We start from the raw sequence: 13,994 nt of genomic DNA, 5'->3' as shown, positions 1-13,994 counted from the left end.
AGCGCATGGCCAAAAAATCTTCCTTCGTCCACCTGCATAACCACACCGAGTTTTCGATGCTCGACGGCATGGCGAAAGTTGACATGCTTGCGGAGGAGGTTGTGCGCCAGGGAATGCCCGCGGTGGGCATGACTGACCACGGTAATATGTTCGGCTCGAACGCGTTTTACCGCCAGATGGTGGACGCGGGGGTGAAGCCGATCATTGGCATCGAGGCCTACTTGGCGCCGGAGTCGCGCCTGAATAAGAAGCGCGTGCTGTGGGGCACCCCTGACCAGAAGCGCGACGATGTGTCCGCCTCCGGTGCGTATCTGCACCAGACGATGCTGGCAGAAAACGCGACCGGCCTGCGCAATCTGTTCAAGCTCTCGTCGCTGGCTTCGTACGAGGGGCAGCTTGGTAAGTGGCCGCGCATGGATGCGGAGCTCGTCGCCGAACATGCCGACGGCATCATCGGCACCACGGGGTGTCCGTCGGGTGATGTGCAAACCCGTTTGCGGCTTGGCCAGTACCGTGAGGCCCTTGAGGCCGCGGCGATGTGGCAGGACATCTACGGCCGTGATAACTACTTCCTCGAGCTCATGGACCACGGTCTGGATATTGAGCAGCGCGTACGTAATGACTTGCTGCGCATCGGCAAGGAGCTCGACCTTCCGCCACTGGTGACGAACGACTGTCACTACGTCCTGGAGTCCCAGGCGCCGGCGCACGAGGCCATGTTGTGTGTGCAGACCGGCAAGACGCTGATGGACCCGGACCGCTTTAAGTTCGACGGCACCGGCTACTACATCAAGTCAGCTGAGCAGATGCGCGACCTGTGGGACTCTACGGTGCCTGACGCCTGCGATAACACCCTGTGGATTGCGGAGCGTGTCGGTGACTACAGCGAGCTGTGGGAGGAACATCCGCACGACCGGATGCCGGTGGCTGACGTGCCGGAAGGGGAGACCCCAACAACGTGGCTGCGCAAGGAAGTGATGCGTGGTTTGCAGGCGCGCTTCGAGGGCAGGGAGGTGCCGGAGGAATACATCGAGCGCGCGAACTACGAGATCGACGTCATCGATATGAAGGGCTACCCGTCCTACTTCCTCATCGTTGCCGAGCTGATCAAGCATGCGCGCGAGGTCGGCATTCGCGTCGGGCCGGGCCGTGGCTCCGCGGCGGGTGCGCTTGTGGCGTACGCGCTGACCATCACGAACATTGACCCGATGGAGCATGGCCTGCTCTTCGAGAGGTTCTTGAACCCGGAGAGGCCGTCGGCACCTGATATTGATATCGACTTCGACGACCGCCGCCGCGGGGAAATGATCACGTACGCTGCAGAGCGCTGGGGCGAGGACAAGATCGCACAGGTGATTACCTTCGGCACGATTAAGACGAAGCAGGCTATTAAGGACTCGGCCAAGGTGAACTTCGGCCAGCCCGGCTTCCAGATGGCGGACCGTATTAACGCGGCGCTGCCTCCTGCGATCATGGCGAAGGACATTCCGCTGGCAGGTATTACGGATCCGGAACACCCGCGTTATAACGAGGCAACCGAGGTGCGCTCCATGATTGAGACTGACCCGGATGTAGCCCGCATCTACGAGACTGCGCGTGGCCTTGAAGGTACTGTGCGCCAGGCAGGCGTGCACGCTTGTGCCGTGATTATGGCGTCGGTACCTTTGATGGACCACATCCCGATGTGGAAGCGGCCTGCCGACGGTGCGATCATTACTGGTTGGGACTACCCAGCGTGTGAGGCCATCGGCTTGCTGAAGATGGACTTCCTTGGCCTGCGAAACCTCACCGTGCTTGGCGACGCACTGGAAAACGTGAAGAAGAACCGCGGCGAGACCATCGACCTTGAGTCGTTGAGTACTGATGACCCGAAGGTATACGAGTTGCTCTCTCGCGGCGATACGCTTGGCGTGTTCCAGCTGGACTCGGGTGGCATGCAAGAGCTGCTCAAGCGCATGGGACCGACTGGTTTTAAGGACATCGTCGCTTCGCTCGCGCTGTATCGCCCAGGCCCGATGGGCATGAACGCCCACTGGGACTACGCGGACCGCAAGAATGGCCGCAAGCCGATTACGGCCATCCACCCGGAACTTGAGGAGCCACTGAAGGACATCCTGGACGAAACCTACGGTTTGATCGTGTACCAGGAGCAGATCATGGAGATCTCCCGAAAGGTTGCGAACTACACCGCTGGTGAGGCAGACGGCTTCCGTAAGGCCATGGGTAAGAAGAAGCCAGAGGTGCTGGCGCAGCAGTACGAGAAGTTCTGGTCGGGGATGCAGGACAACGGCTATTCCAAGAGCGCGATGGACGCACTGTGGCAGATTATTGAGCCGTTCGCCTCGTACGCGTTTAACAAGTCTCACGCTGCAGGTTACGCGCTAGTGTCCTACTGGACGGCGTACATGAAGGCGAACTACACCGCTGAGTACATGGCAGCGTTGTTGACCTCGGTGGGCGATAAGAAGGACAAGTCGGCGATCTACCTTTCCGACTGCCGCCACCTTGGCATTTCCGTGCTCCAGCCAGATATTAATGCTTCCGAAGAGAACTTTATGGCTGTTGGCGAGGACGTTCGATACGGCCTCGCGGCGGTGCGTAATGTCGGCGTCGAAGTTGTTGAGTCGATTAAGGAGACACGCCGGACGAAGGGCGAGTTCACGAGCTTCTCTGACTACCTCGACAAGATTGACCTACTGCCATGTAATAAGCGAATTACTGAATCTCTAATTAAGGCCGGTGCGTTCGACTCGCTTGGTCACCCGCGTAAGGGGTTGATGCTCATCCAGGAGGATGCCGTCGATTCTGTGCTTACCACGAAGAAGGCTGCTGACAAGGGGCAGTTCGACCTGTTCGCCTCCTTCGGAGGTGACGACGCTGTTGCTGCTGACAACGCGTTTGCGCTGCAGATCCCGGATGAGGAGTGGGACAAGAAACACAAACTTGCTCTCGAGCGTGAGATGCTGGGCTTGTATGTCTCGGGCCACCCGCTTGACGGCTTCGAGGAAGCAATTGACGCACAGACCGATACTCAGTTAACGACGATCCTCTCCGGCGAATTGCGAAACGGCGCCGAGGTAACGATTGGCGGTCTGATCTCTTCGGTCGATCGGCGTTTCTCGAAGAAGGACGGTTCCCCTTGGGCGATCGTCACGATTGAGGATCACCACGGCGCCTCCGTTGACGTGTTGCTGTTTAACAAGGTGTATTCGCTGGTTGCGCCACAAATTGTGGAAGACAATATCATCCTTGTGAAGGCGCACGTCTCGATCCGTGACGAACGCATGAGCCTGTTCGGCGACGACGTCAAAACGCCGGAGCTCGGGCCTGGCAACGGTGCTGGGCTGCCACTGCGTCTCACGCTGCGCACCGAGCAGTGCACTGTGGATAATATCCAGCGTTTGAAGGGCGTGCTGCAGAACAACCCGGGCGACTCGGATGTGTACCTGAACCTTGTACATGGCGACGAGACGCAAATGATGGTGTTAGGCGACCATCTGCGGGTGGAGCGTTCGGCGAGCTTGATGGGCGATCTGAAGGCGACGATGGGGGTTGGGATCCTCGGCTAGTGGAGGGGAGTGAATATATTCCCCGGTGTGAAAATAAGCTTGGCTACACTCTGTCGTTGGAATCAATACCAGCTAAGAGGCGAATGAGTGGAGCATAATATATGTCCGAGCACAAGATTTTGACAACACATGTTGGGTCCCTGCCGCGCACCCCTGAGCTGCTCGAAGCGAACCAACTTCGTTCGGAGCAGCAAATCAACGACGAGGACTTTAAGGAGATCCTTGAGCGCGCGATCGACGACGTGGTGCAGCGCCAGGTTGACCTGGGCATCGACATCATCAACGAGGGCGAGTACGGGCACATCACCTCTGGCGCGGTCGACTACGGTGCTTGGTGGAACTACTCTTTCTCTCGTCTTGGTGGACTGACCATGACCGACGAGGACCGCTGGGCCTCGCAGGAGATCAAGCGTTCCACGCCTGGAAACATTGAGTTGACCAGCTTCGCTGATCGCCGAGACCGCGCACTCTTTTCCGAGGCGTACTCCGACCCACACTCCGGCATTTTCACTGGCCGTGCGAAGGTTGGTAACCCGAAGTTCACGGGTCCGATTACCTACATTGGCCAGCAGGAAGTTGAGACGGACGTTGCACTGCTGAAGCGCTCCATGGATCGCGCCGGTGCCACGCAGGGGTTTGTCGCAGCGCTTTCGCCAGGCTCCGCCGCCCGTCTGAAGAATGAGTATTACAACACCGACGAAGAAGTCGTACAGGCGTGTGCTGCTGCGATGGCACACGAGTACAAGGCAATTACCGACGCCGGTTTGACCGTGCAGCTCGACGCACCTGACCTTGCGGAATCCTGGGATCAGATTAACCCCGAGCCGACCCTGGAAGACTACCGTGCGTGGCTGCGTATTCGTATCGACGCCATCAATGAGTCCATCCGCGACTTGCCGAAGGAACTGACTCGCCTGCACATTTGCTGGGGTTCGTGGCACGGCCCGCACGTTACCGACGTACCGTTCGGTGACATTATCGAGGAGATCCTGCGAGCAGAGGTTGGCGGCTTTTCCTTCGAGGGGGCGTCGCCACGCCACGCGCATGAGTGGCGCGTTTGGCAGGACCACGCGTTGCCAGAGGGCAGCGTTATTTATCCGGGCGTTATTTCGCACAGCACGAACGCTGTCGAGCACCCACAGTTGGTTGCGGATAGGATCGTTCAGTTCGCTGAGGTCGTCGGCCCAGAAAACGTTATCGCTTCGGCAGACTGTGGCTTGGGTGGGCGCCTGAACCACCAGATCGCCTGGGCGAAGCTGGAATCACTGGTGAAGGGCGCAGAGATCGCGACGCGCCATCTGTTTGGCTAATCGCAGTAGCCAAATGAGCTAAGGCCGGTGCCCACTCTGTGAAAGGAGGGCACCGGCCTTAGCGTTGTGTGCTACGCAGCTACTTAAGCATGGACTTCAGCTTGTCCTGCGCTCCAGGGATCGCCTTGATCGCCGCGGTGATCATCTGAATCAGCCCGACGAAGAGTGCGATGCCAGCCGAGATATAGCTGAAAATCTCGCGAGTTTCATCGGTCATGATGCCTTTGTTGATCGCTTCGGAGCTTGGGCCTTCAGCTTTTCGTGGCTCCGTGGTCTTTGGTACTGGCGAAGCGGTAACCGTCACGGTCACAGCAGGTGCTGTTTCTGTGGCAGTAACACGTGATTGCGTGGTCGGCGTGTCTTGCTTCTCTTGTGCCATCAGTGGGCTTGCCGTGAGGCATGCTCCGCCGAGTGCGGTAGTGATTGCAAGCGCGACCAGTGAGCGTGTATTCACGTTCAACTCCCTGTTTATCTGAAGTAGTGGTGAAGCTTAGAACACCTTCGGCACGTGGACGTGTCCGAGACCCAGGTGGAACTGCGCGTTTGCCATGTCGATGAGCTTGTTGAGGCCAGTCGGGTCGGACAGGACGATCAAGCCGGTGGTCAGGACCGCAGCGAGGATACCTGCGAAAGCGCCGAGGGCGTGGCCTTTGGAGCTGCCGGACGTCTTCGTGTTGTTGTTGGTGCCAGGATTCGTGTTGTTGTCGCCTGGTTTCTCGGTCTCGCCTGACTTTTCGGTCTCGCCTGGCTTCTCCTCGTCCTTCTTGTCGGACTCCTTGCCGGTGTCAGGGGTTTCCTGGGTGTTCTGATCCTTGGTGTCACCAGGGGTCTGCTCGGCGGTTGGAGCCGTGGTGTCCTTCGCTGGGGCGTTCTCCTCTGCGAACGCAGGGGCGACGGTCAACGAGATTGCGGTTGCGGCGGCAACGGCAACGGTGGAAATGCGCTTCATGAAATCTCCTGAAGTTGTTTGAAAGGATAGGAATTCGAGGCGAAACCACAGCAATGTCAATGAAATGCCACGGTCTCCACGAATTGTTGCTAGAAAATCTAGCAGATAATTGACGCTTTTAATAGTTAGAACGCCTGGACTGGCTACGGCAAAGTATCACCTAGACGTGGTGCAGCGGTATACACTTTGCTGTTATGAGTGAACAGGAACAGCCAGCTTTCCACGCGGTACACGCCGCAGACGTTCAAGCAGCGCAGTCGAAGATTTCTGCGGTGATTGAGCCGACACCGTTGCAGTACTGCCCCCGTTTGTCGCAGCAGTACGGTGCCGAGATTTTCCTCAAGCGGGAAGATTTGCAAGACGTTCGTTCCTACAAGATTCGCGGTGCGTATTACAGCATCTCACGGCTCAGTGACGAGGCGCGTGCAGCCGGCGTCGTTGCGGCGTCAGCGGGCAACCACGCTCAGGGTGTGGCCTACGCATGTCGGGCGTTGGGGATCCATGGCAAGATTTTTGTGCCGAAGCCAACGCCGAAGCAGAAGCGAGACCGAATCCTGGTGCACGGTGGCGAAAACATCGAGTTGGTCGTCGTGGGGGATACGTTTGACGCCGCTGCGGAGGCCGCCCGCAAGGACGCTGCTGAGCGCGGTGCAACCATGGTTGAGCCTTTTGACGCCCGTGATACCGTCATCGGGCAGGGGACAGTTGCGGCGGAGATCGTGTCGCAGTTGTCAGTTATGGGCCGCGAGCTGGACACCATCTTCGTGCCAGTCGGCGGGGGAGGCTTGCTGGCTGGCGTGCTTTCCTATGTGTCCGACATGGTGCCTGGCACTGCGGTCGTAGGCGTTGAGCCCGAGGGCGCACCGTCGCTTGAGGCCGCCCTGGAGGCAGGACATCCGGTAACGCTGAAGGAAATTGAGTCCTTTGTGGACGGCGCTGCTGTGAAGCGCACCGGCGATTTCCCGTTCGCTGTTATTGAGGAAAACCTTGCTCGCACGCACCTGCTGCGTTGCAAAGAAGGCGCGGTGTGCACGTCGATGCTGGAGCTGTACCAAAACGAGGGCATCATCGCGGAGCCTGCGGGCGCGCTGTCTGTGGCGGCACTATCGCAGATGAAGCTGCAGCCGGGCAGCACGGTGGTGTGCATCATCTCTGGTGGCAACAACGACGTGTTGCGCTACGCAGAGGTCATGGAGCGTTCGCTTGTGCACCGCGGACTGAAGCACTACTTTTTGGTGAACTTCCCTCAGGAGCCAGGGCAGCTGCGCACGTTCCTTACCGACATCCTTGGGCCTAACGACGATATCGCCTTGTTCGAGTACCTGAAGAAGAACAACAAAGAAACCGGTGCTGCACTGGTTGGCCTGGAGCTTTCTTGCGCTAGCGACCTCGAGCCGTTGCTTGAGCGGATGGAGGCGTCGGTCATTGATTGTCGACGCCTCCTGCCAGGCACACCAGAGTATGACTTTATTGTGTCGGCATAACCAGGGCGAATGCCCACGGTTCTAAGCGGGTTTCGTCGGCAGAGACCTCGGCGCCACCGAAGGTGTACAGCAGTGTTCCGCCCACTGGGGCGACGGTGCCCTCCGACCCAAAGTTTGCCACCAGCACTGCCTGGTCACCCATGGTTAGCCACGCGTCGTCTGCGCCCTGGGCTGGGCCGTGATCTACGGTCAGCTGGCGAAGGTCGTCGCGTGCCATCGGGTATTGCCGGCGCAGCTCGATGAGTTTCTTGTACGCCGCGAGGATCTCGCGTTGCTCCTCGTCGAAGTTCCAGTCGAGCTTCGCGGAGGTAAACGTTTCCTCCGCGGCAGGATCCGGGACGGCTGAGGAGTCCCATCCCATGCGGGCGAACTCGTTCATGCGCCCCTGGCGGGTCATTTCCAGGAGCTGTGGATCGCTGTGCGAGACAAAGAATGGGAACGGCGTGCGTGCACCGAACTCTTCGCCCATGAAAAGCATCGGGCTGAATGGAGATAGGAGTACGACGGCCGCCTTGAGGACCTGCTTGCGCGCACTGAGATACTGCGACGGGCGGTCACCCTTCGCGCGGTTTCCGGTCTGGTCGTGGTCGGTGGTGTAGGTGACCATCTGCCACGGTGCGACGCGGTCAAGGTCGAGCGCCTTGCCGTGGGTACGCTGGCGGTACACGGAGTAGTCCTCGCGGAAGCGGTAACCGTTGCGCAGTGTATCCGCCAGGATTTCGAGCGTGCCATAGTCGGCGTAGTACCCGGCACGCTCGCCGGTGACCAGCGTGTGGATCCCGTGGTGGACGTCGTCAAGCCAGTGTGCGTCGAGCCCGTAGCCGCCGCGCTCCGGGGACTCGAGGAGCCGTGGGTTGTTTTGCTCCGATTCGGCGATGATGGTGCGGGGGATGCCGGTGGAAGCTTCAACTTCGTTGGCAACGTTCTTGATTTCCTCCATGATGGAGAAGGCCAGGCGATCGTCGTAGGTCTGCACCGCGTCGAGTCGCAGGCCGTCGACGTGGAACTCGTCGAGCCATTGGAGCACGGCGTCGAGTACATATGCGCGGACCTCATCCGAGTGGGCACCGGACAGGTTGATCACGTCACCCCAGCCGGTGTGCCCTGCGGTTGTGTACGGACCGAAGTTGCCGTTGTAGTTACCTTCGGGGCCGAAGTGGTTGTACACCACGTCGAGGATGACGGCGATACCGCGGGCGTGAGCAGCGTCGATAAGGGTCTTGAGGCCCTCGGGGCCGCCGTACGATTCCTGCACGGCGAACCAGTCCACGCCGTCGTAGCCCCAGTTGCGGGCGCCCGCGAAGGGCTGCACCGGCAGCAACTCAATGGAGTTGACGCCAAGTTCGGCAAGATAATCAAGCTTTTCGACGGCCCCCTCGAACGTCCCCTGTGGCGTGAAGGTGCCCACGTGGAGCTCGTAGAGGACTTGGTCGCGAAGTGCGATGCCTCCCCACGAATCATCCGTCCAATCGAACGTGCTGCTGGTCACCTCTGATGGGCCGTGGACGCCCTCGGGCTGGAAGCGCGAACGAGGGTCGGGTAGTGGCTGTGACCACTCGCCGTCACGAAGCAAGGAGAAGCTGTAGCGCGCACCAATTTCGGGTTGGGCGACTTCGCGCGGAACCACCCACCAGTCCCGGCGGGTCTCGTCACGCTGCATCTCGAGCGTGCGGGGCCCTTCGCTGTCGTGGAGGTGCAGGCGCGCGCCGTGCGCGTTCGGAGCCCACACCCCAAATTGTTGGGGCATCGGAGTGTGCTTGCTAGACATACCACCAACTGTATGGAAGTACCATAACCGTCGCAATGGATTTAGAGTGGAAGCACTATGCGCACATCGTACGAACTGCCCGCCGCCGGTGACATCACCACTCACGAGATCGAGATCAAACGATCCCGATTCATCACTTGGATTGGCCGCACCCAGTCTGAAGCCGAGGCGCGGGCCCTGATCCAGCAGGCCCGTGAGACCTACACCGATGCACGTCACCATTGCTCCGCATATATTCTGCACGTCGACGACGCCCTGCCCGTCGAACGCTCATCCGACGATGGGGAGCCCTCCGGCACCGCAGGCAAACCGATGCTCGATATGCTGCACGGCTCCGAAATGCTTGACCTCACCGCTGTCGTGATCCGATATTTCGGTGGTATCAAGCTGGGTGCAGGAGGGCTGGTTCACGCCTACTCTGACTCGGTTGGGCAGACGCTTCCACTGGTACCGCGGGTGCTGCGTAGTACAAAGGAACTCGTGCGCGTCGATCTGCCGCACGCGGAGGCAGGTCGCATCGAGGCCGAGCTGCGCAACGCAGGCTTTGACATTGTCAACGTCGAGTACGGCGCCGCCGCCACGTACACGCTGGCGCACGACCCCGGACAACGCGAAGCACTCGACGCGCAACTCGCAGCGAGCACCCAGGGCCGAGCGGAGGCAGAAGAAGCAGGCCGCCAATGGATTGAATCTGCACGCTAAACTGTGAACCATGACTATGCAGCCTCGTCCATCGAATCCGATTGAATCCCGCAAGCAAGCGGTACGCCGTTACTCCAAGAACGCAGTCGTGTGGGCCGGCGGTGGCCTTGGCGCTGGTGTAGCGCTCGGCCTGATTGCCGGTTCGTGGCAACTGTTTATCGTGTGCCTTGTCATTGGCGTGGTTGGTGGCTATATCAACTGGAGCAAGGTGCAAAAGATCGTAAACCATCACGACAACTACTAAACAAGCAAGATGACTAGCCCAAATATCACCGCGACGAGGATCGACGTCTGGCTCTGGGCTGTCCGCATCTTTAAGACGCGCTCGTTGTCCGCAGAGGCGGTTCGCGCCGGACATGCCAAGCTCAATGGCAAAGCAGTCAAGCCCTCAGCACAAGTCGTGCCAGGGGATCGGCTCAAGGTGTGGAAGGACCACCGCTACCTTGACCTGGAAGTCACCCAGACGCTGCAGAAGCGCGCCGGGGCGAAAATCGCCACGGCCTGCTATGTAGACCACTCCCCACCTCCTGTGGCATCGGAGGTGTTAGGTGCGCTGCCCGTACGGGATCGTGGGGCAGGCCGTCCAACGAAGAAAGAGCGCAGGCAGCTCGACCGCCTGCGGGGGCGCAACAGTTTCTAGGCGTTCTCGCCCGAGTTTGTTTGCGGGGCGCCGCCCTCACGGAGTTGGGTGAGCCTGCGTGTAAGTTTGCGTTTGCGTAGTAATGGCCGGTTTCCGCTTTCCCACGTGCGGTTGATGTGCTCCTGCCCGTACTTGTTCAGCAGGAGGTCGTCGACAAGCCTGACTTGGCCTGGGGTGAACCGCGTCTGCAGCGTGTTCTGCACGGCTTCGATGTCTGCCGGGTTCGCTAACTCCGCGAGAGCAGAGACTGTCTCGATGCCGTCGGCGCTGAGTAGCTCGTGCAAGAATCTGTAATCATCAACGCGGGACAGGGGAAACGACGCCCCAAGGATCACGGTGAGCACGCCGGGGAGCGTCTCTGGTGCCAATGCCGCTGCGGTATCGGGAGCGCTCGGGCTCTGTTTTTGCGGGTTGGACAGCTCTGCGATTTGGTCGAACTGCTGATCCGCAAGTTCGATAAGCCCGGCTGCGAGCGTGAACGCGCGATCAATTTGTGGGTCCAGCTCGCCGTGGGAGCGCTTATATCGCACATCGTGCTCGAACTCCGCCCACGCGTGCTGTAGCACCGTCCGTACTTGCACCTCGAAGACTTGCCCGCGGTAGTGTTCGAGCTCCTCGTTATGCTCACCTACCTGGAGCACCAGGTGGTGCGAGCCGTATCCGAACGTGCCCGACACCCTCGTCTCTTGCGCCTTGTCCACGCTACGAAGCACGTCGAACTGATCCGCAAGCAAGCGAAGCACTGCTGGTATTTCGGTGGAATGCATCACGGTGATACGGGCCCCGATGAGGTCACGGATGTCGTTCCACGGGTCCGGGTACACAATCTTTCCACCACGACGCTTCTTCGCTTTTTCTTTCAGCGAAGGCCAGCTTTTGATGCGGACATCGACGCGGTCAAAGTTGATACCGGCGTCGATCATGAGCTCGTGGAGCGCATGACGAAACTCCTCGGCAACCCCTTCGTGTTGCCGCAGCCACGCGAAGTAGGTGTTGCCGAGTTGCGCGATTGTGTCATTGTGCTTCGTGTTCATCGGCACAACAGTGTACCGATTCTTCCTAGTCGAGGGCCTCTCGACGCTCCAACAGCGCAGTAGGAAGGTACTCGAGCAGGACACCGACCGGGACAGTGCCGTGAAACTCTCTACCGGTGAACCGCTCGAACCAGGAGCCCTGCGGCAACGTCAGTGTGGTGTCCTCCCAGCCACCCCGGCGCGCAAGTTCAAGGGGCTTTCGGGTTGCAACCGCAATCATGCCAATCTCGGCCGTATCCCGGTGCTCACGAGCGAATCCGACAAAGTGCTGCTGGGATGGGCCGACCGCAAACACCGCGCGGTGCTTCCCCTCGGTAAACAAGGTCGGCGTGGTCTTTCGTGCCGTAAAGCATTCACGGATAACCAGCTGCTTGGCGGCGTCAACAGACTCGGATAGGCCGGGCCAGGACCGGCCCGGCGAACCGTCTTGCTCGCAGCCCAAGAAGTCACCCAGATTGAACTGCGGTTGCTGCCGTGCATCGAGATACCGGTGCAGCGTTTGCGTGCGTGCGGTGTAGTCGATGAAGCTTCGGTTATCTGGGTCGACAAGCGTCGTTTCGAAGAACTCCATGCCCTGGTAGGTATCAGGGATGCCAGCGCCGGCAAGCTGGAGAACTTTACGCCCCAGCGTTACTGCGACCGCCCCCTCATGGATGGTTGACACGAAGTCCGTGATCAGTGACGTTGCAGGCCCCGCCAGCACTGCGTTTACCCAATCGAGCACCTGCTGCTCATACGCCTCATCAGCGTCGAACCAGCTCGTATGCAGCGCTGCCTCACGCACTGCTTTGATCGCGTAATCATGCAGCCGCTGCGAAAGCGACTCCGTAACAATCCCATCCGCAGGCCAAACCCCCACGATATTCTGCAGTAAGAAATGCGCCGTGGCGTGGTCTGGCGGAGGCAACAGCGCTGTCGTCGTGTTCACTAACTCCGCAAACGCGTTTGGTACTTCGGCGATCTCCAGCATCCGCGCGCGCGTATCCTCGGAACGCTTCGTGTCGTGGGTGCTCAACGTCGTCATCGTCTGCGGCCACAGCTCAGCACGCTCTTGCTGCAACAAGTGGAACTCTGCCGCACCAACCCCGAAACGGCCAGGAGCGCCGCCTACTTCCTGCAGCGCCACCAACCGGTTCGCCCTATAGAACAACGTGTCTTCGACCCCCTTCGCCATGACCGCACCACACACCTGCGCAAAGCGGGTGCTTGCCTCACCTTCAGCGAGCAGGGCAGCCGCGATGAGGTCGAGGGCGTCGCGCCGGGAAGGGAAGCGTTGTGCCATATCGGCCACCACGGTGGCCGTGATCCTCGACAGTGATCGGTAATCGGCGCGGTAGACGGGGATGGCTGCGACTAATGCAATGACGGTGTCAACGAGGATTTCGTCAGAGACGGCGGAGCCGGCCGTCGAAAAGTTATCGCGCCGAATAGCGCGCGTGAGACGGCGAACCTCCGCCTGAAGCTCGTGCGTTGCCACCTCACGCTTGAGCTGTAGCGCCGCGGCATCAAGCGCCGCCTGATCCCACGTGGAGCCCGATTGGCGCAGTGCGAGCATACTGAGTGTATCCTCGGCCGTCTGGTTGACGAAGATGCCGTCGAGCTCGCGAAGCGCGTCGTAGCCAGTTGTGCCGTTGACGCGCAGGCGTGGGTCGAGCGGCTCGTCGGCCTCCAAGATCTTCTCGACGACCAGCCAGCGATCGGGACCAACAACATCACGAAGCCGTGACAAGTACCCGAAAGGATCCGTGAGTCCATCCGGGTGGTCGACGCGGACGCCGTCAATCAGATCCTCAGCCACAAGCTGGCGGATGATCGCATGCGTGTGTTCAAAGACCGCGGGGTCCTCTTGTCGGATGCCCGCAAGCCCGTTGACAGAGAAGAATCGGCGATAAGAAATGATGCCGTCGCGCCAAAACATCAGCTTGTAGGACTGACGCTCGTAGACCTCCTTCGGATCGTCGTCGAGGGAAGAGCAGGTGCCTGGCTTGAGTGGGAATACGTTGTCGTAGTAGGCCAGCACGATGCCGCTTTCGGGGTTGTCCTGATCTAAATAGCGCAGCGTGAGAGCATCTTCGTCGTGTTCCTTCCCGAAGATCGGCAGGCCGAGCTTCCCGCCCGCCCCGTTGTCAGCGTGCCAATCGATATCGAAGTAGCGCTCGTACTCAGAGTCGCGACCATGCTTGAGAACGTCCCACCACCAGCTATTGAGCTGCGGGGAAGCGACACCCAGGTGGTTCGGCACGATATCGATTATCACGCCAAGGTTGAGTTTTCTGGCTGCCTCCACGAAGCGCCGGAAGCCTGCTAGTCCACCCAGTTCCGGGTTGACCACAGTCGGGTCAGTGACGTCATAGTTGTGATTCGATGTCGGCAGTGCCTGCAAGATAGGAGAGAGGTACACATGGGAAATACCGAGTGACTCCAAATAGGGCAGACACTGCGCTGCCTGGTCGAAGCCGAACGCGCGACCCGACGGATCGGCTTGTGGGCCACGCAGCTGGAGACGGTAGGTTGATGTAATTGGGGCTTGCAATACGT

General features: G+C 59.8%; 11 protein-coding genes. 6 read left to right on the top strand and 5 right to left on the bottom strand.

Going from position 1 to position 13,994, the window contains the following annotated elements:
* The first annotated feature begins 5 nt into the window (after nt 1–5).
* Together dnaE and KBP54_RS07325 are read left to right on the top strand one after the other, a co-directional pair.
* A complete protein-coding gene (dnaE, locus tag KBP54_RS07330; RefSeq protein ID WP_070362233.1) occupies nt 6–3,569 on the top strand; it encodes a DNA polymerase III subunit alpha in 3,564 nt (1,187 codons plus the stop codon).
* A 101-nt stretch (nt 3,570–3,670) separates the two neighbouring features.
* Entirely contained in the window at nt 3,671–4,879 is a 1,209-nt protein-coding gene (locus KBP54_RS07325) for a cobalamin-independent methionine synthase II family protein (RefSeq protein WP_256005169.1), read from the top strand.
* Between the two features lie 79 nt (nt 4,880–4,958).
* Here KBP54_RS07325 and KBP54_RS07320 read toward each other — a convergent pair whose 3' ends face one another.
* Both KBP54_RS07320 and KBP54_RS07315 read right to left on the bottom strand, forming a co-directional pair.
* Complete coding sequence (locus tag KBP54_RS07320) at nt 4,959–5,333, bottom strand: hypothetical protein (RefSeq protein WP_070362235.1); 375 nt, start codon at nt 5,331–5,333, stop codon at nt 4,959–4,961.
* A gap of 36 nt (nt 5,334–5,369) precedes the next feature.
* Nucleotides 5,370–5,828 carry a hypothetical protein gene (locus KBP54_RS07315; protein ID WP_070362236.1) on the bottom strand — a complete coding sequence of 153 codons (459 nt, stop codon included), beginning with the start codon at nt 5,826–5,828 and terminating at the stop codon, nt 5,370–5,372.
* A gap of 194 nt (nt 5,829–6,022) precedes the next feature.
* Here KBP54_RS07315 and ilvA point away from each other — a divergent pair, with 194 nt between their 5' ends.
* A complete protein-coding gene (ilvA, locus tag KBP54_RS07310) occupies nt 6,023–7,312 on the top strand; it encodes a threonine ammonia-lyase IlvA (protein ID WP_256005167.1) in 1,290 nt (429 codons plus the stop codon).
* Here the strand turns inward: ilvA and treZ are convergent.
* Nucleotides 7,296–9,080 carry a malto-oligosyltrehalose trehalohydrolase gene (gene treZ, locus KBP54_RS07305; RefSeq protein ID WP_256005164.1) on the bottom strand — a complete coding sequence of 595 codons (1,785 nt, stop codon included), beginning with the start codon at nt 9,078–9,080 and terminating at the stop codon, nt 7,296–7,298. The genes ilvA and treZ overlap by 17 nt on opposite strands.
* A 57-nt stretch (nt 9,081–9,137) precedes the next feature.
* On the opposite strand from treZ, the gene KBP54_RS07300 reads away from it, so the two are divergent.
* The 3 genes from KBP54_RS07300 to KBP54_RS07290 are packed head-to-tail and all read left to right on the top strand — an operon-like array spanning nt 9,138 to nt 10,422.
* Nucleotides 9,138–9,782: an IMPACT family protein gene (locus KBP54_RS07300; protein ID WP_256005162.1), complete on the top strand. Its 645-nt coding sequence runs from the start codon at nt 9,138–9,140 to the stop codon at nt 9,780–9,782.
* 10 nt (nt 9,783–9,792) lie between these two features.
* Nucleotides 9,793–10,026: a hypothetical protein gene (locus KBP54_RS07295; protein WP_070362240.1), complete on the top strand. Its 234-nt coding sequence runs from the start codon at nt 9,793–9,795 to the stop codon at nt 10,024–10,026.
* A 9-nt stretch (nt 10,027–10,035) separates the two neighbouring features.
* The gene (locus KBP54_RS07290; RefSeq protein WP_256005161.1) at nt 10,036–10,422 is read left to right on the top strand and encodes an RNA-binding S4 domain-containing protein; all 387 of its coding nucleotides are present in this window, start codon (nt 10,036–10,038) and stop codon (nt 10,420–10,422) included.
* Here the strand turns inward: KBP54_RS07290 and KBP54_RS07285 are convergent.
* The gene (locus KBP54_RS07285) at nt 10,419–11,456 is read right to left on the bottom strand and encodes a GTP pyrophosphokinase (protein ID WP_070362242.1); all 1,038 of its coding nucleotides are present in this window, start codon (nt 11,454–11,456) and stop codon (nt 10,419–10,421) included. The two genes, KBP54_RS07290 and KBP54_RS07285, sit on opposite strands and share 4 nt — an antisense overlap.
* Nucleotides 11,457–11,481: 25 nt before the next feature.
* On the bottom strand, nt 11,482–13,989 hold the full coding sequence (treY, locus tag KBP54_RS07280; RefSeq protein WP_256005159.1) for a malto-oligosyltrehalose synthase: 2,508 nt from the start codon (nt 13,987–13,989) through the stop codon (nt 11,482–11,484).
* Between the last annotated feature and the right edge of the window lie 5 nt (nt 13,990–13,994).

Origin of the sequence: Corynebacterium pseudogenitalium (genome assembly GCF_024453815.1) — a bacterium.
Taxonomy (GTDB): domain Bacteria; phylum Actinomycetota; class Actinomycetes; order Mycobacteriales; family Mycobacteriaceae; genus Corynebacterium; species Corynebacterium pseudogenitalium.
Note: the sequence above shows the minus strand (reverse complement) of the source record. Positions and strands in the feature narration are given on the sequence as shown.

Bases quoted from the DNA above. Each gene is read 5' to 3' on its own strand.
- dnaE (WP_070362233.1), top strand. From the start codon at position 6: ATGGCCAAAAAATCTTCCTTCGTCCACCTGCATAACCACACCGAGTTT.
- KBP54_RS07325 (WP_256005169.1), top strand. From the start codon at position 3,671: ATGTCCGAGCACAAGATTTTGACAACACATGTTGGGTCCCTGCCGCGC.
- KBP54_RS07315 (WP_070362236.1), bottom strand. From the start codon at position 5,828: ATGAAGCGCATTTCCACCGTTGCCGTTGCCGCCGCAACCGCAATCTCG.
- ilvA (WP_256005167.1), top strand. From the start codon at position 6,023: ATGAGTGAACAGGAACAGCCAGCTTTCCACGCGGTACACGCCGCAGAC.
- treZ (WP_256005164.1), bottom strand. From the start codon at position 9,080: ATGTCTAGCAAGCACACTCCGATGCCCCAACAATTTGGGGTGTGGGCT.
- KBP54_RS07300 (WP_256005162.1), top strand. From the start codon at position 9,138: ATGCGCACATCGTACGAACTGCCCGCCGCCGGTGACATCACCACTCAC.
- KBP54_RS07295 (WP_070362240.1), top strand. From the start codon at position 9,793: ATGACTATGCAGCCTCGTCCATCGAATCCGATTGAATCCCGCAAGCAA.
- KBP54_RS07290 (WP_256005161.1), top strand. From the start codon at position 10,036: ATGACTAGCCCAAATATCACCGCGACGAGGATCGACGTCTGGCTCTGG.
- KBP54_RS07285 (WP_070362242.1), bottom strand. From the start codon at position 11,456: ATGAACACGAAGCACAATGACACAATCGCGCAACTCGGCAACACCTAC.